Source organism: Oceanobacillus longus (assembly GCF_042650085.1).
GTDB lineage: Bacteria > Bacillota > Bacilli > Bacillales > Amphibacillaceae > Oceanobacillus > Oceanobacillus longus.
The window spans coordinates 429,458-455,581 of sequence record NZ_JBHSAO010000001.1 but is presented as its reverse complement, the minus strand read 5'-3'; the positions used below and the strand labels follow the sequence as shown (position 1 = coordinate 455,581).

General features: G+C 37.1%; 24 protein-coding genes, 2 tRNA genes and 1 other annotated feature. Of the genes, 3 read left to right on the top strand and 23 right to left on the bottom strand.

Annotated features, from left to right (window positions below; all coding sequences use genetic code 11):
* Positions 1 to 38 precede the first annotated feature (38 nt).
* Complete coding sequence (locus ACFOUV_RS02240; RefSeq protein WP_379495138.1) at positions 39 to 2,684, bottom strand: valine--tRNA ligase; 2,646 nt, start codon at positions 2,682 to 2,684, stop codon at positions 39 to 41.
* Positions 2,685 to 2,734: 50 nt separating this feature from the next.
* Positions 2,735 to 2,963, bottom strand: a binding site (T-box leader).
* Between the two features lie 160 nt (positions 2,964 to 3,123).
* Between ACFOUV_RS02240 and ACFOUV_RS02235 the strand changes: the two genes are divergently transcribed.
* On the top strand, positions 3,124 to 3,312 hold the full coding sequence (locus ACFOUV_RS02235; RefSeq protein WP_379495137.1) for a hypothetical protein: 189 nt from the start codon (positions 3,124 to 3,126) through the stop codon (positions 3,310 to 3,312).
* Here the strand turns inward: ACFOUV_RS02235 and ysxE are convergent.
* The 8 genes from ysxE to hemA form a co-directional block, all read right to left on the bottom strand.
* Positions 3,309 to 4,316: a spore coat protein YsxE gene (gene ysxE / locus ACFOUV_RS02230; protein WP_379495136.1), complete on the bottom strand. Its 1,008-nt coding sequence runs from the start codon at positions 4,314 to 4,316 to the stop codon at positions 3,309 to 3,311. The two genes, ACFOUV_RS02235 and ysxE, sit on opposite strands and share 4 nt — an antisense overlap.
* 70 nt (positions 4,317 to 4,386) lie before the next feature.
* Positions 4,387 to 5,457: a stage VI sporulation protein D gene (spoVID, locus tag ACFOUV_RS02225; protein ID WP_379495135.1), complete on the bottom strand. Its 1,071-nt coding sequence runs from the start codon at positions 5,455 to 5,457 to the stop codon at positions 4,387 to 4,389.
* A 206-nt stretch (positions 5,458 to 5,663) separates the two neighbouring features.
* Entirely contained in the window at positions 5,664 to 6,953 is a 1,290-nt protein-coding gene (gene hemL / locus ACFOUV_RS02220; protein ID WP_379495134.1) for a glutamate-1-semialdehyde 2,1-aminomutase, read from the bottom strand.
* Positions 6,954 to 6,965: 12 nt separating this feature from the next.
* Positions 6,966 to 7,952, bottom strand: a complete 987-nt coding sequence (gene hemB, locus ACFOUV_RS02215) for a porphobilinogen synthase (RefSeq protein WP_379495133.1) — start codon at positions 7,950 to 7,952, stop codon at positions 6,966 to 6,968.
* 1 nt (position 7,953) lies between these two features.
* Positions 7,954 to 8,715 carry a uroporphyrinogen-III synthase gene (locus tag ACFOUV_RS02210; protein WP_379495132.1) on the bottom strand — a complete coding sequence of 254 codons (762 nt, stop codon included), beginning with the start codon at positions 8,713 to 8,715 and terminating at the stop codon, positions 7,954 to 7,956.
* On the bottom strand, positions 8,715 to 9,644 hold the full coding sequence (hemC, locus tag ACFOUV_RS02205; RefSeq protein ID WP_379495131.1) for a hydroxymethylbilane synthase: 930 nt from the start codon (positions 9,642 to 9,644) through the stop codon (positions 8,715 to 8,717). The genes ACFOUV_RS02210 and hemC overlap by 1 nt, the downstream gene beginning before the upstream one ends.
* 11 nt (positions 9,645 to 9,655) lie before the next feature.
* Positions 9,656 to 10,474: a cytochrome c biogenesis protein CcsA gene (ccsA, locus tag ACFOUV_RS02200; protein ID WP_379495130.1), complete on the bottom strand. Its 819-nt coding sequence runs from the start codon at positions 10,472 to 10,474 to the stop codon at positions 9,656 to 9,658.
* 18 nt (positions 10,475 to 10,492) lie between these two features.
* Positions 10,493 to 11,866 carry a glutamyl-tRNA reductase gene (gene hemA, locus ACFOUV_RS02195; RefSeq protein WP_379495129.1) on the bottom strand — a complete coding sequence of 458 codons (1,374 nt, stop codon included), beginning with the start codon at positions 11,864 to 11,866 and terminating at the stop codon, positions 10,493 to 10,495.
* A gap of 224 nt (positions 11,867 to 12,090) precedes the next feature.
* On the opposite strand from hemA, the gene ACFOUV_RS02190 reads away from it, so the two are divergent.
* Positions 12,091 to 12,570 carry a LiaI-LiaF-like domain-containing protein gene (locus ACFOUV_RS02190; RefSeq protein ID WP_379495128.1) on the top strand — a complete coding sequence of 160 codons (480 nt, stop codon included), beginning with the start codon at positions 12,091 to 12,093 and terminating at the stop codon, positions 12,568 to 12,570.
* Between the two features lie 46 nt (positions 12,571 to 12,616).
* Here ACFOUV_RS02190 and yihA read toward each other — a convergent pair whose 3' ends face one another.
* From yihA to ACFOUV_RS02125, 13 genes are all read right to left on the bottom strand, one after another.
* Entirely contained in the window at positions 12,617 to 13,204 is a 588-nt protein-coding gene (gene yihA, locus ACFOUV_RS02185) for a ribosome biogenesis GTP-binding protein YihA/YsxC (protein ID WP_379495127.1), read from the bottom strand.
* Positions 13,185 to 15,521 (bottom strand): endopeptidase La, encoded by a 2,337-nt coding sequence (gene lon, locus ACFOUV_RS02180; RefSeq protein WP_379495126.1) that lies wholly within the window; start codon positions 15,519 to 15,521, stop codon positions 13,185 to 13,187. Before lon ends, yihA begins: the two co-directional genes overlap by 20 nt.
* A gap of 223 nt (positions 15,522 to 15,744) precedes the next feature.
* On the bottom strand, positions 15,745 to 17,022 hold the full coding sequence (gene clpX, locus ACFOUV_RS02175; protein WP_379495125.1) for an ATP-dependent protease ATP-binding subunit ClpX: 1,278 nt from the start codon (positions 17,020 to 17,022) through the stop codon (positions 15,745 to 15,747).
* Positions 17,023 to 17,406: 384 nt separating this feature from the next.
* Entirely contained in the window at positions 17,407 to 18,693 is a 1,287-nt protein-coding gene (tig, locus tag ACFOUV_RS02170; RefSeq protein ID WP_379495124.1) for a trigger factor, read from the bottom strand.
* 134 nt (positions 18,694 to 18,827) lie between these two features.
* On the bottom strand, positions 18,828 to 19,808 hold the full coding sequence (locus ACFOUV_RS02165; protein ID WP_379495123.1) for a tetratricopeptide repeat protein: 981 nt from the start codon (positions 19,806 to 19,808) through the stop codon (positions 18,828 to 18,830).
* Between the two features lie 203 nt (positions 19,809 to 20,011).
* Positions 20,012 to 20,085 (bottom strand) — tRNA-Arg (locus ACFOUV_RS02160).
* 7 nt (positions 20,086 to 20,092) lie between these two features.
* Positions 20,093 to 20,166, bottom strand: a tRNA-Gly gene (locus tag ACFOUV_RS02155).
* Between the two features lie 219 nt (positions 20,167 to 20,385).
* Positions 20,386 to 20,895, bottom strand: a complete 510-nt coding sequence (locus tag ACFOUV_RS02150) for a metallophosphoesterase family protein (protein WP_379495122.1) — start codon at positions 20,893 to 20,895, stop codon at positions 20,386 to 20,388.
* Between the two features lie 29 nt (positions 20,896 to 20,924).
* Entirely contained in the window at positions 20,925 to 21,518 is a 594-nt protein-coding gene (locus ACFOUV_RS02145) for an XTP/dITP diphosphatase (protein ID WP_379495121.1), read from the bottom strand.
* Positions 21,519 to 21,531: 13 nt separating this feature from the next.
* Positions 21,532 to 22,284, bottom strand: coding sequence for a ribonuclease PH (gene rph, locus ACFOUV_RS02140; RefSeq protein WP_379495120.1), 753 nt, complete (start codon positions 22,282 to 22,284; stop codon positions 21,532 to 21,534).
* Between the two features lie 185 nt (positions 22,285 to 22,469).
* Entirely contained in the window at positions 22,470 to 23,537 is a 1,068-nt protein-coding gene (locus ACFOUV_RS02135; protein WP_379495119.1) for a GerMN domain-containing protein, read from the bottom strand.
* A gap of 92 nt (positions 23,538 to 23,629) precedes the next feature.
* Positions 23,630 to 24,454, bottom strand: a complete 825-nt coding sequence (racE, locus tag ACFOUV_RS02130; protein WP_379495118.1) for a glutamate racemase — start codon at positions 24,452 to 24,454, stop codon at positions 23,630 to 23,632.
* Between the two features lie 21 nt (positions 24,455 to 24,475).
* The gene (locus tag ACFOUV_RS02125) at positions 24,476 to 24,892 is read right to left on the bottom strand and encodes a MarR family winged helix-turn-helix transcriptional regulator (protein ID WP_379495743.1); all 417 of its coding nucleotides are present in this window, start codon (positions 24,890 to 24,892) and stop codon (positions 24,476 to 24,478) included.
* A 330-nt stretch (positions 24,893 to 25,222) separates the two neighbouring features.
* On the opposite strand from ACFOUV_RS02125, the gene ACFOUV_RS02120 reads away from it, so the two are divergent.
* Positions 25,223 to 25,447, top strand: coding sequence for a helix-turn-helix domain-containing protein (locus ACFOUV_RS02120; protein ID WP_010651078.1), 225 nt, complete (start codon positions 25,223 to 25,225; stop codon positions 25,445 to 25,447).
* A 191-nt stretch (positions 25,448 to 25,638) separates the two neighbouring features.
* Here the strand turns inward: ACFOUV_RS02120 and ACFOUV_RS02115 are convergent, their stop codons facing one another.
* Positions 25,639 to 26,079 carry an acyl-CoA thioesterase gene (locus ACFOUV_RS02115; protein ID WP_379495117.1) on the bottom strand — a complete coding sequence of 147 codons (441 nt, stop codon included), beginning with the start codon at positions 26,077 to 26,079 and terminating at the stop codon, positions 25,639 to 25,641.
* Between the last annotated feature and the right edge of the window lie 45 nt (positions 26,080 to 26,124).

The window sequence follows — 26,124 nt, the reverse complement described above, 5'->3', positions numbered from 1 at the left end:
GCAAAAGTAACAAACTTATAGAGAGCAGACTGTATATTTTATCCTTTTAATTCATCCAAACGTACTTTCACTTTAGCTTGCTTATCGATGTAATCCTGCTCTTTTCGTTTTTCATCATCAACAACAGATTCTGGTGCTTTGCTGATAAAACCTTGATTAGAAAGCTTCTTCTGAACGCGTTCCACTTCTTTTGTCCACTTTGTCAATTCTTTCTCTAAACGTGTAATTTCTTTATCAAAATCAATCAGTCCTTCAAGTGGAAGGAAGATTTCTGCACCGGTTACAACCGCAGACATTGCTTTTTCAGGTACTTCCAATTTTTCAGCAATCATTAATTCACTAGGATTACAGAAGCGTTCTAAATACTCCCGATTACCTTCAAGCTCACGAACAATCGTCTCATTCTCTGCCTGAATCAGCATCTTTATCTGTTTCGACATTGGTGTATCCACCTCTGCACGGCTATTACGAACCGATTTGATAATAGAAACTAAACGTTTCATTTCCTCTGAAGCAGTAATATCATGGAATTCAGCGCGTACTTCCGGCCATTTTGCTACTGTAATGGACGTACCAACGTGTGGAAGTTGCTGCCAAATTTCCTCCGTTATAAAAGGCATGTATGGGTGAAGCATACGCATCGTTTGATCGAGCACATAAGCAAGGACGGATCTCGTTGTTTTCTTTTTCGCCTCGTCTTCTCCATATAGCGGAAGTTTTGCCATTTCAATATACCAGTCGCAAAGTTCATCCCAGATGAAATTGTATAAATGGCGGCCTGCTTCACCAAACTCATATTTATTTGTATTTTTAGTTACATGTTCAATGGTTTCATTCAAGCGAGTCAGGATCCATTTATCTGCCAAAGAGAGTTCTCCAGTTAAATCTATCTCTTCATATGTGAAGCCTTCCATATTCATCAATGAGAAGCGGGAAGCATTCCAAACTTTATTAGCAAAGTTCCATGTAGACTCTACCTTTTCCCAGCTAAATCGCAAATCCTGTCCGGGTGTTGAACCAGTCAGTAGGAAATAACGTAAAGAATCTGCACCGTACTTGTCGATTACATCCATAGGATCTACACCGTTCCCAAGTGACTTACTCATTTTTCGTCCCTCTGCATCACGAATCAGACCGTGCATCAATACATCTTTAAATGGTTTTTCACCAGTGAACTCCTTTGACTGAAATATCATACGGGCAACCCAGAAGAAAATGATATCATATCCTGTTACAAGCACATCCGTTGGGAAATAACGTTTAAAATCTTCTGCTTCCTTATCCGGCCAACCCATTGTAGAGAAGGGCCATAACGCAGATGAGAACCATGTATCCAGTACATCCTCATCCTGCTCCCAATTCTCAATATCTGCTGGTGCATCTTTACCTACATATACTTCTTTTGTTTCCTTGTGATACCAGGCAGGAATACGATGCCCCCACCATAACTGACGTGAAATACACCAGTCACGGATATTGTCCATCCAGTTAAAATACGTTTTCTCAAAGCGTTCCGGTATGAAATTAACTTTATCTTCCCCATGCTGCAAATCAAGTGCAGCTTCTGCTAGGGGATCCATTTTTACAAACCATTGGGTGGAAAGGTACGGTTCGACAACCGCTCCGCTTCTTTCTGAATGTCCTACCTGATGGACACGTTCTTCAATTTCAAAAAGCACATCCATATCTTGTAAATCTTTTACAATTTGCTTACGGCATTCAAAGCGATCGAGTCCATTATATTTTCCAGCATTTTCATTCATTGAACCGTCTTCGTTCATAACGAGTACACGTTCCAACTCGTGCCGATTACCTACTTCAAAATCATTCGGATCATGTGCAGGTGTAATTTTTACAGCACCTGAACCGAGTTCCATATCCACATACTCGTCTGCAACAATTTCTATTTCACGACCTATAATTGGCAGAATAACCGTCTTACCTACGAAGTGCTTATAACGTTCATCTTTTGGATGAACGGCAATCGCAGTATCTCCGAGCATCGTTTCTGGGCGCGTAGTTGCTATTTCAATTGTTTCATCGCTGTCTTTAATTGGATAACGCATGTGATAAAATTTACCTTGGACTTCCTCATAAATAACTTCAATATCGGACAAGGCAGTTTTTGTCTTGGGGTCCCAATTAATGATGTACTCCCCACGATAGATGAGCCCTTTTTCATATAACTTAACAAATACTTCTTTAACCGCATCTGAGAGGCCATCATCCAAGGTAAATCGCTCACGGGAATAATCGAGACCAAGTCCTACTTTTTCCCACTGGGAACGAATAAAGTCTGCGTACTCTTCTTTCCATTCCCATGCCGTTTCAAGGAATTTCTCGCGACCTAATTCATAACGATTCGTACCCTGTTCTTTTAATTTCGCTTCTACTTTGGCCTGTGTTGCAATTCCTGCATGGTCCATACCCGGAAGCCATAATACATCATATCCCTGCATTCGTTTCATACGAGAAATTGTATCCTGCATCGTGGTATCCCATGCATGACCTAAATGCAGTTTCCCGGTTACATTCGGTGGTGGAATAACAATGGAGAATGGTTCTTTTTCCGGATTACCGGTTGCTTCAAAGTATTTTCCCTCCAGCCAAAACTGATAACGTCCTTTTTCCACTTCCTGGGGATTGTATTTTGATGGAAGTGAAGTTTTTTCTTGATCATTCATTCGTATACCTCCTATTTTAACTAACTAAAAAAACCCTTTTCATCCTATAAATAAAGGACGAAAAGGGTTAGCTTCCGTGGTACCACCTTTGTTTACAAACTAAAAAAGTCTGCACACTCAAGATTTGATAACGGTCAAATTCCGGCTTCTTCTACTCCAATTTCAAAGAAACTGCATCGAGGGCGACCTTCTAGAACAACCTGCCTGGGAAATTCTCAGCTCTTGATTTCCCTCTCTTTTAGGCGTTTACTCTGTACTCTTCCCTGTCATCGCTTTTTCATATCAGTTCAATTGTTCGTATGCCTCTTATTTTAGCGATAAGTGCGGATATCGTCAACTATTAATATTATACATATTGCACATATCAGGTTTGTTTATACATAGTATATTGAAAAAAGGAAGTATGTGAACACATATTGAATTAAAGGGGGTGAATGAAGTGGCTCGTTATTACCGATACAAGCTTCCACCATGGGCAAGACATTGCCTTTTTGTTCTTGAAAGGATTACATTACCAATCATGATTTTTCAACTGATACGGACATTATTTATTCCTACAACATTTGATATTCTATTGCTGGGAATGTTAATCGGATTATTTATAGCGTTTTATTTGGAATGGATTTAATGATCAGCATCCTCAAAGGCTATTGTTTCATATTCTTCTTTCATGAATTTATTCCAATTCAATGCAAAAATAAGTTTTCTGTATTGTTGTTGCAACTCTCTGATTTGAATTACCATTGATTTTTTTGATGTATTATTCACGTATTCACGAATCGTTGTCAAATAAGAAGATGGATTAAGTAAGTATATCGTTAGCAACTTTAGTTCTATCTCATTTAGATCATTTTGGTTTTTATATAGTTTAAATGCTTCGGTTATCTTATTTTGCGGCTGATCATAATTACCTGTCAAATGGCTAAAATAATTTGCCAAATCCATTACAGGATGATCGTAACGAGCATTTTCCCAATTAATGATATACCTTCCCAATGTGTGGTCTTGTGTAAGATTTCCATGACATAAACATTGATTCCATGTTAAATCTTCATCAGACGGATCAAGAAATTCACGTATAATATCATTATTCATTTTTGACGCATATTCTATATCTCTAAACTGTGTGCAAACAAGTAATTCAAATGGTGACAAATATCGGTTACCTTCAAATTGACGAACAATAGCATTCAGTTCTGTTGGGACTTGTGCGCAGTGCGTTTGATATGTAAGGAAATTTTGTGTCAGTGTATCTTTGGAAATGCGCTGTGATGTCTTTGTCTTTTCATGCAAGTGGCCTAGATATTGCATCGTATTTTCAATCTCGTTTTTTAAATTAGCTCGATTGGGAGATTCAATCCAAGGCGTAAGATAAAAAAAAGATTCATCCATTTCCTTATATAGTTTCCCATCCCTCGTTACATAGACAGGTGCTATTTCCGCTAGTTTTTTTTCGTTCGCAATATGATATACCCTTAGCCAGGCAGGTATATTCTCCTTCGTCAACGTACTTCGTTTCAAGGCATAATCACGTTGACCATCCTTTATACGAACTAATCGTTCTGTTATTTCCTCTATTTCTGTTGGGTATACCCGGTACGATTGCATGACTTCTTTTATGATTTCCTGCATTTTTTCTTCACCACCTGTAAAATAATTTACCCCCTGAATTAGAATAAACAAGGGGTAGAATTACAACCTGCTAATTATTGGCAGGGATATATAATAACTGTCCTTCGTGAACTTCAAAATCAGCCTCCAGATCATTGTGTTTGATCAATTGTAAAGGACTAATTGAAAAACGCTGGGCAATCGTTTCAATTGTATCCTGATCCTGAACAATACAAAGTTTCATTTTTGTGAAACTTTCTTCCTCTGTATTTCTAAAAATGTCGGATAAGTAAGTGGCATCTTCCACTGATAGTTGTTCATAATCATCATCTTTTGATTCTATTGATTCGTCTGTTTCATCCGATACCGAATCTGTCTGTACCTCCTCTTCTACATTGGATGCCTCATTTTCTTCTGGTAATTGATTAAAAAACTCAGATAAGGTCTGTGATTTAACCTTCCATCTATCTGGATCTTCATTTGAGGAACGTGTAACTTCCGTCTCACTTAACTCAACAGGATCTTCCATTGCAATCGCTTCTTCAATAACCTCAGTAGCTTCAACGTCTTCTTCTGTCTCTTCCACATCTTCCTTCTGTTTCCTGATTTCAAATTCAAACGAATTTTCCTCATCATTCACAAATTCTTCCATTACCTCTTCTGTATTTTCTTCTTCTGTTACTTCTTCTGTATTTCCTTCTTCTTTTTCCTCCCGTGGTTTCTCTGCATCACTGTTGATCCCGTGGATTTCGATTGATGCATACAGCTTCAATTGGCTGGATTCTGGAATTTCGTAGTCAAAGGATTCAATATTGACTGTAACTTCATCCAGATCAGCAACACGGTATGGTGGAACTGAAATCTCTACTGGAAAACGATGAGAAAACATAGTGACCCCATTTTCTTCTATAACTTTTTCCACATAACGTTTTGCTTGGAAATCTTCAAAATCAATTAATTCATCTTCCGAATCACTAGAATTAATCTTTTCATACTCTCCACGCAATTCAATAATACCTCTTATTGAGATATATTCATCATAGGGCTGAATCGATATCTCGGGTTCTAAAGAAATTCCCCTCATTTCCGCAACTTCCTGTCCCTTTTCAAAAAATAGAGACTCCTGTAGTTCAAAGGTAAATGTCTTGGAATCGCCTGCCAAAAAACCTCCTCCTTTCAACATATATCCATATGCCGATATGTCTTTATAATCTATATGACCTGTTCCTTGAGGATATGCATGAAAAAAGCTATTCCTTACTGAGTGCCACCTTAATAGATGGTACTTCAGTAATGGAATAGCTTTTAGTCGCATTCGCTCATGATGTGGCTAGATTCGCCTTTTGGAGGGATGCTAGGTATTCGTATTTATTTCTCTATTTTAGAGAATGCTGTGCGAATTGCTTGTATTGTCTTAGCTATATCTTCATCGGTATGTGCTGTTGAAAGGAATAAACCTTCAAATTGCGATGGTGGAAGAAAGACGCCTTCTTCCATCATGGTCCGGTAATATTGTGCAAAGTAATCTAGGTTTGATGTTTTCGCACTTTCAAAGTTGACTACTTCTTCATTTGTAAAAAACACGCCAACCATTGACCCTGCACGGTTAATTTGCAATGGAATACTATATTCCGCTGCGGCAGCACGGAATCCATCGACAAGGTGATCTACTTTTTTATTTATTGCTTCGTATGATTCTGGTGTCAAAGCTGATAAGGTTTCAAAGCCAGCAGTCATTGCTAGCGGATTACCGGAAAGAGTTCCAGCCTGGTAGATTGGACCCGATGGTGCCACTTGTTCCATGATTTCACGCTTCCCACCATAAGCACCAACCGGAAGTCCACCACCGATAACTTTCCCAAGACACGTTAAATCTGGTGTAATATCAAAATACCCTTGAGCACAGTTATAACCAACACGGAAACCTGTCATTACTTCGTCAAAAATGAGAAGTGTTCCATTATCTTCAGTGATTTTTCTTAATTCTTTCAAAAAGTCAGGTTGTGGGGGTACAACACCCATATTTCCGCAAACAGGTTCCGTTATAACTGCTGCAATATTTTCACCATAAGTTTCAAAAGCAACTTTTAAACTTGCCAAATCATTATAAGGTACGGTAATGGTATTACTTGCAATGGATTTCGGTACTCCCGGGCTATCCGGTAAGCCAAGTGTAGCGACACCAGAACCAGCCTTAATTAGTAATGAATCACCGTGTCCATGATAGCTTCCCTCGAATTTTAAGATAAGGTCTTTTCCTGTATAGCCCCTAGCAAGACGGATCGCACTCATCGTCGCCTCTGTGCCGGAATTAACCATACGAACCATTTCAATCGAAGGTACCCGATCAATTACAAGCTGAGCAAGTTCGTTTTCAAGTTTCGTAGGTGCTCCAAAGCTTGTACCTTTTTCTACAATTGCTTTAAGTTTTTGTACTACACGATCATCCGAATGACCTAAAATCAGTGGACCCCAACTCAATACGTAATCAATATATTCGTTACCGTCGATATCATATATTTTTGAACCCTTTCCAGACTCCATGAAAACAGGTGACATTCCAACGGATTTAAATGCTCGTACCGGTGAATTAACTCCTCCTGGCATTAAATCTACCGCTTCTTTATATGCATCTATTGAATTAGTAAAATTTTTCAAGTTTAGCACCCCTTATTCGTTTTCTTTCAGCCAATTAGCAACATCTTTTGCATAGTAGGATATAATCAAATCTGCTCCAGCACGTTTCATGGAGGTGAGTTTTTCCATCACAAGTGCTTTTTCATCAATCCAGCCGTTTTGGGCGGCAGCTTTAACCATGGCATATTCACCACTTACATTATACGCGACTACTGGTACATTAAAGTTGTCGCGAACTTCTCTGACAATATCAAGATAAGACATTGCTGGTTTTACGATAAGAAAGTCTGCTCCTTCAGCAACATCTGATTCAGCTTCTCTTAGCGCTTCTAGGCGATTAGCTGGGTCCATTTGATAGGTTTTCCGGTCCCCAAACTGTGGCGTACTATCTGCAGCATCACGAAAAGGACCGTAAAAAGCGGAAGCATATTTTACAGCATAAGACATAATTGGAATATGTGAAAATCCAGCCTCATCTAGCGCATTACGAATGACAGCGACAAAACCGTCCATCATATTGGAGGGAGCGATAATATCTGCTCCCGCTTTAGCTTGTGATACAGCCGTTTTGGCTAGTAACTTTAATGATTCGTCATTATCTACATCATGGTTATGAATAACGCCACAGTGACCGTGTGAGGTGTATTCACATAGGCATGTATCAGCAACTACGAGTAATTCAGGGAATTCATTTTTAACTAAACGAGTTGCCTCTTGAATAATACCGTCCTCAGCAAACGCTCCTGTACCAATTTCGTCTTTATCTAAGATGACACCAAAGAATATAACCGATCTGATTCCTAGTTCGTATACTTCTCTTACCTCATCTAACAATAAATCAAAGGAAAGTTGATATACACCGGGCATCGAAGGAACCTCATTTTTTACATTTTCTCCTTCAACGACAAACATCGGATAGATAAAATCTTCTGCGCGCAAATGTGTTTCCCGTACCATGGAACGCATAGCTAGTGATGAACGTAAACGGCGATGACGCTTAAAATTAGTTGATTCAGACATGTTATCGTTCCTTTCTGTTTATGTATTTACTTATAGATAAAAGCATTTCTTCTGTTGTAAACTCTTCTGGAGTAAGGAGCGTGGAAAATCCAAGCTCTTCTGCTCGTTGTTTCGTTGTTGTCCCGATGCAAACAATCTTCTTCCGAGGAATCGCCTCAGCCAATTCCACAAAGGCCTCTACGGTGGATGGGCTAGTGAAAGTAATAAAATCAATTTCGTCCTCTGATAGGATTTGATTGAGTTTTTCTTTTGCATCATAATTTACAGCTGTCTCATAAACTTCCATGGAATCAAAGGCTAGCTGTTGTTTGGAAAATTCCACAGGAAGAACATCTCTTGAGCGATTGCCACGGATTAATAGGGCTGGTCCTTCCTCACTAAATCCATTTAAAAATTCCTCAGCCATGATCTCTGCATTATAGATGGAAGGAATAAACGAGGATTGATATCCATACTCATTTAATACTTTCTCCGTTTTATGACCAACAGTCGCAAATTTATGTTTTCTAAGATGATGCACATGGTATTTTTCAGTAAGTCGAAAGAAACAATCGACCCCATTTGCACTCGTGAAAAAAATCCATTTATAGGTTTGGATTTTGGAGAATATTTGTTGATTTTCTTTTGCATCTTTACACGAAATTCTAAGTATTGGAACCTGAACAGGTATACCATCAAGCGCTATAACTTTTTCGGCAAGATCTTTTGCCTGCTTCGCTTCCCTTGTTATAAGAATTTTGTATCCATGCAATGATTGTTCCATTACTTGTCTAGCTCCTCTTTTACCTTATCCACAATCTCCTTGGCACCTTGCTTAATCAGAGAGTCTGCCGCTTCTTTTCCAACTGCTTTCGGATCACTTCCTCGTACCTCTTCTTTTAGGATTGTTTTTCCATCAGGAGTACCAACTAACGCAGTCAGGACAATATCATTCTCTTCAAGGTAAGCATATCCGCCAATTGGTACTTGGCATCCACCTTCAAGTAAATTCAGAAATGTTCTTTCTGCTGTAACTGTTCGTGTGGTTAAGTCATCATTGATCTTTTCTAAAATTCCACGAATTTCTTCGTCATCTTCACGGCTCTCAATCGCTAAGGCTCCCTGCCCGACTGCTGGAACACATATTTCTGGCTCCAAGTATTCCGTAATTAATTCTTCACTCAACCCAACACGTTTAAGTCCCGACACAGCAAGAATGATTGCATCATAGCCTTCTTCCTGTAATTTGCGAATTCGCGTTTCGATATTGCCGCGGATCCACTTAATCTCTACATCAGGGCGTTCTGAAAGAATTTGGGCAGCCCGCCGTAAACTGCTCGTACCCACGATTGCTCCTTTTGGTAAGTCCGCAAGCTTTACGTTATTGTTTGCGATATATGCATCACGGTGATCTTCCCTTATCGGAATGGAAGAAATTATGAGCCCTGGTGGCATCTCAGAAGGCATATCTTTCATACTATGTACAGCAAAGTCAATCTCTTTATCATACATAGCCTGCTCAATCTCTTTTACAAAAAGACCTTTACCGCCTACTTTTGATAATGTAACATCAAGAATTCGATCCCCTTTCGTCACGATTTTCTTTATTTCAAATTCATTTTTAACCCCTGCCTCTTTGAGCTGGTTAATTACCCATTCTGTTTGAGTTAATGCTAAATTACTTTTTCTAGTACCTACTACAATCTTACGCATATATAATCCTCCTAAAAGTGAAAACTCGATAACGAGCTGAATAAAAAGAAATTAATCAGCAAAATTAAAAATGCAATGGTGTTGTAAGAGGAGAGAAATTTACCCTCATACCCCTTAACAATCCGTAAAATCAAATAAACAATATACACCATCAGCACAACAATCGAACCAATGGTCTTACTATCAAACCAATAAAATGCGGATGAGGAAACATAGGCCCAGACCAAACCTAAAATAATAGCTATTAATAATAATGGTACCCCTATAGATACCGCTTTAAAACTATAGTTATCCAGTTCCTTTAAATCACCTAGGCGCCACATCCATTTTAACCCTTTTTTCTTTTTTAACAAATGATATTGAACCAAATACATAATGGAAAAAAGAAATGCAATTGTAAAAAAACCATAAGATATGATTGCAAGGGTAATATGTGCAACCAGGATTTCGTTTACGAACTGTATTGCTTCATTAGGAAAACGATTAGCAGCACTAGCTGCAACATACATTAATAGAATAAAGAATCCAAATACATTAATAAAGAATATAATAAAACGCACAGGAAACAATTTATTGATAATTAATGAAAAAATAATGAGTACCCATGAATACAAAAGTAAACTATCCACGACTGTCGCTACAGGGAAGTTCTTCTCAATGAACACTTCAAAAAAGAAAAAAACCGTTTGAATAATCAAAACCATACTAAGCAACCAGAAAGCAAACCTGTTTGCCTTCCGGTTGTTATGAATAAAATCTATAAAATACCCGATCAAACTGAAGCCATATATAACCAGGCTAATTTCGTAGAGCCACTTCATTTCAATCATTATGTTTTCCTTTCTCGATTAAGCTGTAGTGATTTTTTCAATCAAAGGAAAGGAGGACTTATCATCTTTTGACAAAGTCTTCATTGTGTCATTTTTTTTTGCCTGTTTTTCAAATTCGGCTTTTACTTCCTCTTCTATACCGAAAATATCAATGAAAAGTTGCAGTGATTCATCTGCCTTTTCATTACCTGCAAGCTCTTTTGCCTGCGTAACAGGTTCTTTCAATAACTGGTTGATAATACTTTTCGTATGCTTATTTAGTACTTTTTTCTCACGAGCGGTCATATCAGGTATCTTTCTTTCAATACTTTTCATTGTTTCTGCCTGGATCGACATTGCTTTTTGACGTAGAGCGGAAATGACTGGAACGACACCGAGCGTTTTCATCCATTCCTTAAATAGGACAATTTCCTCTTCCATCATTAATTCGATTTGCGCAGCAGCTGCCTTTCTTGATTCCAGATTATCGTCGACAATATTTTTTAGATTATCAATATCATATAGAAAAACATTATCTAAGTTACTAATCTCAGAATCGATATCTCTAGGCACTGCAATATCCACGAGGAATAATGCCTTTCCTTTACGTTTTTTTTGAACGGGCTCGAGCATGTCCTTTCTCAGAACAACGGAATCCGAACCAGTTGAACTGATAAGGATATCAGCTTCCTGGATAACATGCATTAGATTATCCATGCTTTCTGGAGTTGCATCAAATTTCTCTGCCAATTCTTCTGCCTTTTTCATTGTTCGATTAATAACAGTAATTTTAGTGACACCTGAACCTTGGAGGTTTTTGGCTGCGAGCTCTCCCATTTTACCTGCACCAAGAATTACTACGTGTTTATTCTGAAGATCACCGAAAATTTTCTTTGCTAATTCTACTGCCGCATAACTGATGGATACTGCATGCTCACCAATTGCTGTATCTTTATGGGCACGCTTACCAAAAGTAATTGCCTGCTTGAATAGTTCATTAAAAATGGTACCGGTCGTTTTCATTTCCTGAGAAGTCAGGAATGCCTGTTTTACTTGGCCAAGTATTTGTGTTTCGCCAAGCACCATTGAGTCTAGTCCAGTAGATACACGGAAAAGGTGTTCCATCGCACCATCGTCTTCTGTAATACGTAAATAGGAGGAAAATTCCTCTTTATCTATATCAAACCAATCCGCTAAAAATTGTTTGATATAAAAACGACCTGTGTGTAATTGATCAACCACTGCGTAGATTTCCGTACGATTGCAAGTGGAAACTATCACATTTTCTAAAATGCTTTTCTGACTTTTAAGTTCATTCATTGCTTCATGAAGTGAGTCTTCTGAAAATGTGAGCTTCTCCCTTATTTCTACAGGGGCTGTTTTGTAATTGAATCCGACTTTTAAAATATGCACTTTTCTACCCCCAAAATAATTTACGGATAAATTCAATATAAATTCTATAATTAATTACCTAGTTTATAGTATAACACGGATTCCTATACTCATTTCCCCAAAATGTGAACAGAATCTGAAACAATATGTTAGTATAAAATGTATAATAATAAGTTCGAATGTACTTTATCATACTGTAATCATGTTATCAAGAAATCGACTCAAATCGGAGGGAATTTCGTAAGGTGAAAAAAACAAATTCTTTACTAGCATATTTATTGATTGGAATTGGTATCTATTTTCTTCTAAGGGAAATGAAAATACCCATTCTAACAAACTTTTATTCATGGCAGACATTGCTGATCATAATAGGTCTTGCACTGCTAATACATAGTTATACATCAAAAACATATCAGAACTTGTTCGTCGGAACCATTGTACTTGGATTAGGTATTCATTTGCATGGTGTGCAGCATTATTCCTTTTGGATTGATCATTGGGGCGTCATTTTACTGATCATCGGTATTGCTTTTATTGTTCGTTATGCAAAAACAAAGAAAGGATTGTTACCAGGTCTTCTTCTCATTCTATTGGCCGTTCTGTTCATTTTTTCTATCAATCTACCAGCATACTTTGACTGGATATACAGTATTATTGATTTATTAGAGAGATTTTGGCCGATTGTCCTTATCGTTATTGGTTTTTATCTGATGAAAAAGCAATAAAAAAGCTCCCTATGCCGAGAACTGTTCTCGAATAGGGAGCTTTTTATCAGCTTTTTAGATATTTCGTAATAATTGACCATGACTCTTCTTTTCCTTCTCCTGTTTCAGAGGAGAAAGGAATCACGATATCCTCAGGGGCAACTTGGAATGTTTGCTTTGTCCGTTTTATATGCTGTGCCCGTTTACTTTTAGGAACTTTATCTAATTTCGTCCCTACTATAATTACTTCAAGATCATTAAATTTAAGAAAATCATACATCCGTAAATCATCTTTCGTTGGTTCATGTCGAAGATCGGTAATAAGAAGAACTGCTTTCAGCGTATTCCTTGTCTGAAAGTATTCCTCCATCATTGGTCCCCATTTTTCTTTTTCCGATTTGGAAACCTTTGCGTACCCATATCCAGGAACGTCAACAAAATAAAAAACATCGTTTATTCGGTAGAAATTTAATGTTTGTGTCTTCCCTGGCTTTGAAGATGTACGAGCTAAATTTTTACGGTTGATCAATTTATTGATAAACGAAGATTTCCCCACGTTTGAACGGCCTGCCAATGCAATTTCGGGTAACATGTCCCCAGGATATTGCTTCTGACTTACCGCACTAATTACTATTTCAGCTTTTGTTACTTTCATTTTTTTCCTCCACTAATGCATGCTTTAGAACTTGATCAAGATGGTTCACTGGTATAAATGTCAATTCGTTTCGCACGCTTTCCGGTATATTTTCTATATCTTTTTCATTTTCTTCAGGAATGATCAACGTAGTCAGTCCAGCTCGGTGTGCGCTTAAAGATTTTTCCTTTAATCCGCCAATCGGCAGTACACGTCCCCGCAATGTTATCTCACCGGTCATACCTACTTCTTTTTTTATTGCTCTTCCTGTTAATGAAGATACAAGTGCTGTAGCTATTGTAATACCAGCTGATGGACCATCTTTCGGCGTAGCCCCTGCTGGTACATGGATGTGAATATCATACTTCTCATAAAAATTAGATTCAATATTAAATTCGTTCGTTCGAGAACGAACATAGCTGAATGCCGCTTGAGCAGATTCCTGCATAACATCCCCTAATTGTCCCGTTAGTGTTAGTTTCCCTTTACCCGGGTAGTGGCTAACCTCAATAGAGAGTATATCTCCACCGGCAGAAGTATATGCCAATCCTGTGGCTGCTCCCACCTGATCTTCCAGTTCCATAAGTCCATAGCTGTATACCGGTTTGCCAAGTAGATCCTCGATGCTTTTCTCTGTAACAACTACTTTCTCTTTATCTTTAGATATTATGATTTTCGCAGCTTTACGGCATAATTTAGCTAATTGTCTCTCCAGACTACGTACTCCAGCTTCCCGTGTATAGGTGCGAATCAACTTAAGTAAAGCACCTTCTCGTATTTGCATCGTTCCCTTGGACAAACCATTTTCTTTTAATTGCTTTGGAAACAGGTGTTGTTTGGCAATATGAAGCTTTTCTACTTCCGTATAACCAGCAATCGAAATAAGTTCCATGCGATCTAATAAAGGTCCAGGGATACTGTTTACATTGTTGGCGGTTGCAATGAAAAGCACATTGGATAAGTCATAGTTTTCTTCTATAAAATGATCACTAAAGGTACTGTTTTGTTCCGGATCCAAAACTTCAAGCATTGCCGAAGAAGGGTCACCACGGAAATCATTGGACATTTTATCAATTTCATCGAGAAGAAAGACAGGATTAATGGTTCCTGCTTTTTTCATTCCTTGTACGATTCTTCCTGGCATGGCACCTATATAAGTTCTGCGGTGTCCTCTTATCTCAGCTTCATCCCTTACTCCACCAAGTGAAATCCTTACGAAATTACGATCAATGGAACGGGCAATCGATTTCGCCAAAGATGTTTTCCCCACTCCAGGAGGGCCTACAAGACATAGAATTGGGCCTTTTATCGTGTTTGTTAATTTCTGAACAGCAAGATATTCTAAAATGCGCTCTTTCACCTTTTCTAACCCATAATGATCTTCATTCAATATTTTTTCAGCGCGATTAATTTTGATTGTATCTTGTGTCTTTTTTGTCCATGGTAGTACAATCAGCCAATCGAGATAGTTTCGGATAACAGAGCTTTCAGCTGATGATTGTGGAACTTTCTCATATCTGCCCAACTCTTTAAGAGCGACCTCCATAATATGTTCCGGCATATCGGATTCTTCAATCTTCTCCCGCAACTGCTCCACTTCACTGGATTTACCATCTCTTTCACCAAGTTCTTTCTGGATCGCTTTTAACTGTTCACGCAGATAATATTCCTTCTGTGTCTTTTCCATCGATGTCTTTACACGCTGGCCAATTTTCTTTTCCAAGTCCAGCACTTTTTTTTCGTTGGAAATTATTTTAATAAGATGTTTAATTCTTTCTGTCACATTAACTAACTCTAAAACCTCTTGTTTGTCTTTCACTTTGAGTGTTAGATGTGAGGAAATAATATCAGCCAACCGACTAGGTTCTTCAATATCTTCCACCGTTTCATATGTTTCTTGGGTGATTTTTCTGGATAGTTTTGTGTACTGTTTAAATTGACCAAGTAAAGAACGCATTAATGCTTCTTCTTCATGTTTTTCCCCATGAATATCATCCATTGCTTTTATTTCCACCATAAATTCATCATCAGAATCAAGGAATTGTTGAATCTCACCACGATGTAACCCTTCAACAAGGACTCTAATTGTCCCATTTGGCAATTTCAGCATTTGTTTTACGGTTGCCAATGTTCCAATATTATAGATATCCTTTGGTTCCGGGTCATCCAGACTGACTTTTTTCTGTGCCGCCAAAAATATCCTTTGATCATCCATCATTGCTTTTTCAAGTGCAGCTACGGATTTATCTCTACCTACATCCAAATGAAGAACCATTGACGGAAACACCAGTAGTCCACGCAAAGGGAGGAGGGGGATTTGTATTGTCTCTTTACTCATAATTTGTACCTCCAAATTTGTATGTAATCAAAAATAATTGCTATTATGTATCACTTAAGTTTAAAGAATATATTTCCATTTGTAAAACTATTTCTTTTCTTTAAGGTGCTACTTTTCTTCGTTAGTATTACCATTACCGGCTTTTATAAACAAAAAAAGAGACTGACTGCGGGCAATTCTTAATTAAAGAAGAAGTTGCCCCAGTCAGTCTCAAAACCAATGATTATGCACTTTCTTTAGGAAGTGTTTCATTTCCTCTTTTAACCGTTCCATCATGGAAAATCAGTTTAGGACTACCATCTTCCTCTGTAACTGTTTCTTTTGTAATCACACATTTTTTTACGTCTTCTCTAGACGGAAGATCAAACATGACTTCTAGTACGATGCCTTCGATTATAGAACGCAGTCCACGGGCACCTGTTTTACGTTCAATTGCTTTTTTGGCAATTTCAACTAATGCATCCTCTTCAAATTCCAATTCAACATTATCCATTTCGAATAATTTTTCGTATTGTTTTACAAGCGCATTTTTTGGTTTAGTCAAAATTTGAATTAGAGCCTCTTCATCTAATGGAGTCAAACTTCCGATTACAGGGATACGTCCAATGAATTCTGGAATCAAACCATAACGGAGAAGATCTTCAGGTAATACTTTTGAAAGTAATTGACCCATGTCTAAATCTTCCTGCTTTTCGTTTGAACCAAAACCAATTACCTTTTTACCAAGACGACGTTTGATAACCTGGTCGATTCCGTCAAACGCACCACCAACAATAAATAAAATATTAGTTGTATCAATTTGAATAAATTCCTGGTGTGGATGCTTGCGGCCCCCCTGTGGTGGAACACTTGCTACCGTACCTTCAAGAATTTTCAACAATGCCTGTTGTACACCTTCACCGGATACATCACGAGTAATTGATGGATTTTCCGATTTACGGGCAACCTTATCAATTTCATCGATATAAATTATCCCTTTTTCGGCTTTTTCAACATCATAATCTGCTGATTGAATCAATTTCAGAAGAATATTCTCAACATCTTCACCTACATAACCAGCTTCTGTTAATGATGTTGCATCTGCCATAGCAAAAGGTACATTAATAATACGGGCCAATGTTTGAGCCAACAACGTTTTACCACTACCTGTTGGTCCAATCATAGCAATGTTACTTTTTGATATCTCAACGTCATCTGTACTCTTTGTTGAATTAACACGTTTATAGTGGTTATATACCGCTACAGACATATTCTTCTTAGCTTTATCCTGGCCAATCACATAATCATCAAGAATGTCACAGATATCTTTTGGCTTTGGAATTTCATTCATTTCCATTTCTTCTTCTGTTCCTAATTCTTCCTCGACAATTTCTGTGCAAAGTTCAATACATTCATCACATATATAAACGCCAGGACCGGCTACTAACTTACGTACTTGTTCTTGACTCTTTCCACAAAATGAACATTTCAGTTGACCTTTTTCTTCATTAAACTTAAACATAACATCTCACCCCTAAACGTGCTGATTAATATCAACATTCAACTTTTATAGTCATCATATCAGATAAAAATTAAAAAACAAAACAATATACCTTAACCCATCTCCATCGTATTAAATACAAATGAAATTGGTTGTTGTTTCCATTATGGATAATTAAATCGAAATGTCAACTTATAACTTTTAAAAGTCTTATAGTTACTATATGAATGGTACAGCAAATTAATTGCATTATTTCTATAAAAAGTAAACTTCATCCACTTTTATCCCACACTTTATGTAAGTTGCACAAAATTAGGTCTAGCAGTTTATGCGGAAGAAAAAGCAAAACAAGATGCGACATAAATCGCACCTTGCAATGTAAATCATCTATGAATGCTGACTAATTTAGACTGTTTTGCTGTTTTCAGCGAGGAAATCAATTGCAGTTCTCATTTTCAAATCATTTTTAATTGTATCTGTGTTGCCACCAAGCATTTGAACAAGCTGGTCAACTTCTGCACCATACATAGATGCCATTTTTTCAAGTTCTGCTTTAACATCTTCTTCAGATGCTTCCAGATTTTCTGCTGCTACGATAGCTTCTAAAGTAAGATTCGTTTTAACACGTTTTGCTGCATCTTCTCTCATTTGTTCTTTCAAAGCACTCTCATCTTGACCAGAGAACTGAGAATACATTTCCATCGTCATACCTTGCGCTTGCAATTGTTGTTCAAATTCACGAATCATTTGCTCAAGTTCTGTATCTACCATCGCGTCTGGAACTTCAACTTGCGTGTTATCGGAAGCTTTTTGAATTAATACTTCACGTTTCTCATTTTCAGCATTTTGTTTTTTCTGTGCTTCCAACTCTTCTTTCTTTTTCTTCTTCAAATCTTCAAGTGACTCAACTTCTTCGTCTACATCTTTAGCAAACTCATCATCAAGTTCAGGAAGTTCTTTTGATTTTAATTCATGGATTTTAACCTTGAATACTGCTTTTTTACCTGCCAGATCTTCAGCATGGTAATCTTCAGGGAAAGTGACTTCAACTTCAGTATCTTCTCCTGCTTCTTTTCCAATTAATTCTTCTTCAAAACCAGGGATAAATTGGCCTGATCCGATTTCCAATGTGTGGTTCTCACCTTTTCCACCATCAAATGCTTCGCCATCAAGGAAACCTTCAAAGTCGATTACTACTGTATCACCATTTTCAACTTTGCCTTCTTCTTTAACAACAAGTTCTGCATGACGTTCACGCAGTTGTTCAATTTCATTTGTTACATCTTCATCAGTTACTTCTACGGATTGTTCTTCCACTTCAAGGCCTTTGTAATCACCTAAAGTTACTTCCGGTTTCACTTCAACTGTAGCTGTGAAAACAAGATCTTTTCCTTTTTCAATTTGCTCAATATCCACTTCTGGTTGTGCAATTGGGAAAATGTCTGTTTCATCAATTGCTTTTGTATAAGCTGCCGGGAGTACAATATCTACAGCATCCTGGTACAAAGATTCAACACCAAAACGTTTTTCAAACATACCACGCGGAATTTTCCCTTTACGGAAACCAGGGATTTGAACATCCTTGGCAACTTTCTTAAATGCTTGATCCAATGCCGTGTCAAATTCTTCAGATGTTACTTCAAATGTTAATAAACCTTTATTACCTTCTTGCTTTTCCCATTTTGCTGTCATAAAAATTCCCTCCAAAATCTATTGTTTCGATTCATTTTTAACGGTTCATGCTTGAATGATATGTTATCAAAATTGCAACCATCTCATTATAACATAATTTGTTTGCGTTTCAAGCATTTACTGCTTCTACAAGGCTAGTCCTCAATGATACTCAAGTATAAGGAGTCACACATTCTTATTTCTTTCATATAGTGTTGAACTTTCGCACTTGATATATCATTTTCAGTTGTCTGTATATGTAAATATTGATTTCCTATATTTTTAATTGCTGCTGCAATGTCCACAATATCTTCAGTCGAAGGCATAAATGGATAAATCACGTAAACATACCGATAGAGCAGTTGTTCAAGTAATTGGAATAATGTTGGGTTATCCTGCTCGACATCCAGTATCACTAGTAGAATTTGCTTATATATTTCATTTACTTTTATATATGGAATGTCGAATGGTATGACAGTCATACTAGTACTGAATTTATGTATTTCCACTTCATCAGAAATATGCTTATCCTTCATCCAGGCAAGGATTGCTGTTTTTATAACTGGATGAACATGCTCATTCGTCAACAAGGACAAAACTTGATTCACTGGCTGGGCCTTCATATTTCTAAGTTGTTCAACCACACGCCACTGTTCTATATGATTATCCTGATTCACTGCGGCAAACAATTCATCAATGATCGAACTTGATTCTTCAATCATAAAATCCAGCTTCATTTTTTCACTCATATCATAGAGCTGTTTAAATTGTTCATGCAATAGTTCAGGAACATTGTTTTTCTCAAACTCAGATTCCACCTGCTCCATTAAGAGACTATATTGGCTTGTTTGAAACAAGATGGTTAAATAAATATGTACGTAATGGAAATAATTTTCATCTTTATGGTGAAGGAGATCTTCACAGAGATCCTGTGCTTCTTCATGTCTGCCCAATTCCATTAAGCAAATAAGTTTACCGATAATTATTTCATGGCTGTGTTCATGGTAGCTTATTAGTTGATTCAGTTTTCCCAAAGCTTCCTCATACCTTTTTTCCTGCAGCGCTTTTAAACTTTCTTCTTCAAGCGTTTTCTTTAATCCGGGAAAAAGTATGATTTTTTCAGATTTCGACTCCATCTATTCACCTCTTTCCTAGGAACTATAATTGCTCAAATTCTTTAATATGTATAAATACCCGAAATTAAATAAATAAAACATAGTAGCGATATAGGTTGTTCGTGTCGTGAAAATCTGAATCAATTGAATTTATTATTCAATAGTATCCTAACTATGAAAAAAAAGAAACCTAGTATGTATCCTTAGGTTTCTCTTTGTTAGAATGTCCCAGGCAGGATTCGAACCTGCGACCCACAGCTTAGAAGGCTGTTGCTCTATCCAGCTGAGCTACTGGGACATGTTTTTGGAGCGGGTGAAGGGAATCGAACCCTCATCATCAGCTTGGAAGGCTGAGGTTTTACCACTAAACTACACCCGCATGATGTATGTAAGGTTATTTAATTATTAAAAACGCTAACTAGTTGAAATAACAAAGCAATCCAATGTATTCATTATATGTAAAAAATGACAAACCCAAAATTAGCGGACAAGAATTATTATAGGCATTATATGTATCTTTGTCAACAGATTTTTAAATTTTTTATATGAAGTGTTTGTCAGGAACCATTTTTATTTTTCCTGACAAACACTTAAAAGCCTATAATGAGGCATTATATGTGAGATCATCCACTCTTTCACCAGTTACCGTATAGAATTTTACCGTAATAGAAGCAGGGGTATCCCATTCCATTATTGCATATGTTTTTTCAGTCCTGTTTCGCGGTTGCCGAATACTTCCCGGATTAATAAAAAGCTGCTTATCCACTTGTTCAGCTCCTGCGATATGAGTATGACCAAAACATATGACTTGTGCCTGTTCTTCTTCAGCACGGTACGACAGTCCCATCAAATTCAATTTTACGTTGTGAAGATGACCATGCGTAATATAAAAAGTGATCCCATCAAGCTTAATCGTTTGTTCATCTGGATACCTAGTATCAAAATCACAATTTCCTGCAACTTTATAGAAGCCCTCCAATTCTTGTGCATCCAAATCGAGTTCTGAATCACCACAATGAATCATTGACTTTATTTGATGACGTTCTTTAATGGCAGAAACTTCCTCCATTAAACCATGACTATCACTTAAAATGAGTACTTTTGACATTTTACCACCTCCAAAAACTTTTTCCGTTCCTATAAATTATGTATCCATTTTTCCAATTGGCTAATCGCATTTTTTCGATGACTGATTTCGTTTTTTACTTTTGGTGTTAATTCTGCCATGGTTACATCAAAGTTTTCCGGGATAAAAATCGGATCATAACCAAATCCATTTCTACCTTTTGGTACAGTAGTAATTTGTCCTTCACAAAAACCAGTGCGAAAAACAGTATCTTCACCTGGTATTGCAATGGCCAGAACACATATAAATCTTGCAGATCTTTTTTCCAGAGGAATATCTTTCAGTTCTTGTAGTACTTTGTCGATATTTGCTTGATCATTTTTAGGCTCTCCTGCATATCTTGCTGAAAATAAACCAGGGCGACCATGCAACGCATCAATGATCAAACCAGAATCATCGGCAAGCACAGGAGTGTTTAACAATGTTGCAATTTGTTCTGCTTTTAATGCGGCATTCTCTTCAAAAGTGGAACCTGTTTCTTCCACATCTGGAAGTTCCTTGTTCAAATCCAATAATGAAACAGCTTCTATCTCATATTTGGAAAAAAACGCTTTAAATTCATTTGCTTTCCCTTTGTTTTTTGTAGCAATAATTATTTGATTCATCAATATTCTCCTATTAGACAGGGTTTGTTTCTCCAATTCGGTTTGCAAGTTCACCTATCATTTCTTTTTGGGTTTCTATAATCTGTTGTATCCCTTCATTAGCAAGCTTCAACATATTCTGCAGCTGGTTATGAGAAAAAGTTGCTTCCTCTCCAGTACCCTGAATTTCGACAAATTCGCCGGCACCTGTCATTACGATATTCATATCAACAAGAGCCTTGAAATCTTCTTCATAATTTAAATCCAGAATTTCCGTACCACCCGGTAAAACACCAACAGAAATAGCTGCAAGATAATCAGTTACAGGCATTTTGGAAATCGATTTTTTCTCTAATAATTTTCCAAGAGCAAGTACAACTGCAACATACGCACCTGTAATGGAAGCTGTTCTAGTTCCACCATCAGCTTGGATGACATCACAATCGACCCATATGGTTCTTTCACCAATTTTATTTAAATTAACTACGGACCGTAGTGCACGACCAATCAGTCGTTGTATTTCCATTGTTCTTCCACTTACTTTCCCCTTAGAAGATTCACGAATATTACGCTGTGCTGTTGCACGAGGTAGCATCGAATATTCTGCTGTAATCCAGCCTTTTCCCTGTCCACGCATAAAAGGTGGAACCCGATCTTCAATACTTGCATTACATATTACTTTTGTATTGCCCATCTCTATTAAGACAGAGCCTTCTGGATGGCTGATATAATTTGTAGTCATTTTTATAGGTCTCAAATTATTAACTTCGCGTTGATCATTTCTCATAAAAAAATTTCCTCCTCATCATACAATTATTAGCTTATCATATTTTTTACAAAAGAAACACGCTGATACATTTTATTTAAACAGAAGCAGAAGCACCTTAAACATCTCCCTTAAAGAAGAATTTTCGACCAAGAACCAAACGTGCTTCCAAAATAAAAAGAGGCTGGTATTCTCAGCCTCTTCGTTTACAGTTTTTCTGTAGGAATAAAAGCTTGCTTTGTAACTGGTTCGGTGTATTCTTCTCCACTTTCATTAACTAGTTGGTCGACATTTTCCACCTTCACATTAACTGCTTCCACATTTCGTTGTTCTGTTAATGTTCTTACAATGGTTTCCATTACCTCATCCGATATTATCGATTGGTCGGAATCCTGTAATATACCTTCGTTAAAGACAATATCCAGTACCCCATCATTGAGCTTTGGTTCAGCTGCCAGAATTGTTTCGGGATTAAATACATGAACAACATTGGTATTGAAACCCGGGCCTTCGATAAGAGCCTTGATAATGGAACTAAACTCACTATTCCCATCAGATTCGATATATTGCGTAACCGGAACATAGTAACGGTTCTCATCATGTTCTGCAGGATAATACATGGTAACTGGTTTACTATCCATGAAGTCCAATGTGTCCGTATCAACGATATTTATCCCATTTACACGAGAGTATCCATCCGTGATTGGTGCTCCATTAACAGGCATTTCATTTAACTGATGTCCATTTATTCGAAGCTTAATTTTATTTACATTTTCAAACTGTGTAAGTGTGTGTGTCATTGCTTCTAAAATTTTTAGTTCCTCTGTTGCCTCGTAATTTTTGAAATCCTCGGAAACATCGACAATCATTGTTCCATCTTCTTGCAGGTTCAACCCAAGAATTTCAGTACCCTCTGGTAATACAGCTTGAAACCCATTAGGTAGAATTGGAGTTACAGGTCCACCCTTAACCAGATATTCCATTACCTGTGTCGCTACTTCATTGGAATCTGGAGTAGGCAATTCAAGAGTCTGTGAAGCTACCATCCCATTTGAGTCAATTAAAAATAGTTCTCTCGGAACAGTTTCGGATACGAGTTGTTCTTCCTCATTCAACTCACCAGCATCAGCTTTTTCTATATTCTCCAAATTATCTACTGCCTCCGCATCTTGAGGCGGATCTATTTCTTCCGATGATTGTTCCCCCTGAAAACAGCCTGATAGAATTACCGTAATACTGACCGTACCAATTAAAAGCATTCCTCGCTTACGCATGTCATTACCCCCTACGATGGTTTGTACTACTATATATACGAGCTATTAAAAAAAATAGACCATCAAAGCGAAAAAATCAGATATCCAATTTTTTAGGATACCTGATTATGGCTGATATTTGCATTTTTGATGGTTAGCATTTGGAAATGGGCTTCTTTAAATATACTCTTGGATATTTCAATAAAAATTTCCAAATCTCCTGTCGTATAAAATTGATGCACAGGACTTAACTCTTCTTTATTTAACAATTGATGAACATCCAGTATCGTACTTGTTTCTCTGGCAGTTTCTTCACTTGAAGATATAATGGTTACATGTTTCCCCATTACTTCCTGTATCGTATCTTTAAGCAGTGGATAATGCGTGCATCCTAATATTAATGTATCCATTTCCCTGTCATACTTTAAGGGTTGCAATGATTCATTAACTACCTTCAGAGCCTGACCACCTGATAATATACCTTTTTCGACCATTGGAACAAACAAAGGACACGCAAGTGCAGTTACATGAATATCTGTTTTTATATTCTTTAAAGCATGTGTATAGGCGCTGCTGTTAACGGTGCCTTCCGTACCTATGATACCAACCTGATTATTCCTTGTGAACTTGATCGCTGCCCTCGCACCAGGTTGGATAACACCAATAACCGGAATGTTCAATTTTTCTTTTAAATCATGCAGTGTAAATGCAGTAGCAGTATTACAGGCAATGACAAGCATTTTTATATCTTTGGTCAATAAAAAATCGACCATTTCCCACGTATACTTTTTTACCTCTTCTTTTGTACGCGGACCATATGGACACCTGGCTGTATCTCCCAAGTAAATAAGTTGTTCTTTCGGTAATTGTCTCATCAGTTCATGAACAACAGTTAAGCCACCAACTCCCGAATCAATAACACCGATAGCTCTATTCAAAATTATGTCTCCTCTGTGTTGTTATTTTTCATTAACGGATTTCATTTCCTCATAGAGAAAATCAAGCAAATAATTTAATGAATCTTTTTCTTCCTCGGAGAATTTATTTAACACTTCTCCAAGGTATTCTTGTCGTTTTTTTATTACTTCACGAATTATCTTTTTCCCTTTACTCAATAAATGGATTCTAACAACCCTTCTGTCGTTTGTGTCACGAACTCTTTCCACGAGGTCATTTTTTTCCATCCGATCCACTAAATCAGTTGTCGTACTAAAGGCAAGGCTGATTTTATTGGATAACTCTCCAATTGTCAGATCTCCTTCTTCCAATAACCATTGTAATGCAACAAATTGTGGTGAAGTGATAGGATAATTATTCAGAATTTGCCGGCCGTTTTGCTTAATAATACCGGAAATATATCGAAGTCTTTTTTCCATTTTCTTTATCGAATCTAAGGTTGCATCTTTTTCCAAAAGTGTTACCCCCTACATTTCATCTTATCGAATAGTTTAACATAAAGAAAAGTAAACCATATAAATGAATGTTTACTATTTAATGAACAGTATATTCAACATTAACTTATTTGCCCACATGCGGAAAAAAGCCTCAATATAAGTCACTTCTATATGTATCATAATAAACCAGATCATAAAAATTGGGAACTATTCTTTAAATGTGCGCACTTTTTTTCTACCATTTCATAAGCTATATTGACTAAATAATTTCCCTTCATACTGCAGCTCTATAGAGCAAGGAGGGGGTAACATTTGAAGGACAACGAGTACAAACCGAAGCAATTATTAACCAAACGCGAAAAAGAAGTGTTTGAATTATTAGTGCAGGATAAGACAACAAAAGAAATAGCACAGGAGTTGTTTATTTCCGAAAAAACTGTCCGGAACCATATTTCAAATGCTATGCAAAAACTAGGAGTCAAGGGGCGATCACAAGCCGTAGTCGAGCTTCTTCGCATGGGGGAATTAAAGCTCTAATAATGTGAAACTTCATTCAAGGGAGTTTATTCCCCACTGAATGTTAGTTAAGCAGAATCGGGATTTACTGGCAGTTTGATTCCAACTTACATTTTTTCGATTCACTTGGGAGTTGGGAAGTGGGAATCATATTGCCGGTTTATCTGAAAAAACCGACTTCCTTTATTAGGATTTCGGTTTTTATATGTTTCCTATTTGGTTAACAGCTTCTTTTTTTGCTCTGACATTTGTATCGGACGACCAGTCTGAGCATTAATATAAACTATTCTACTTCGAGCAGTTAATGCTATTTCACCATCTTCTTTTAAGCCCATATAATGAATATCAAAGGATGTATTTCCGATGGAAGCAATCTTGACATAAATTTTTAAGGCTTCGTTAAAGTATATTTGTTGAAAATAATCACATTGCTGATCTGCCACAATTATAGCTTCTTCTTTACTTGTGTAATCAGGCAAAAAATCAAGATATTTAATATAGTCAATTCGCGCTTCTTCAAAATAAATAAATGCAGATACATTATTTACGTGCCCATACATATCTGTTTCCGAAAAACGAACCTTTACAGGAATATGAAATTTAAATTCAGATTTCCACTTTTCCAAATTCTCTATGTAATTTACTGCCCTCATTTAAAAACCCTTTCTTTAAAACAATGCCCCTTACCTAGTATGGAA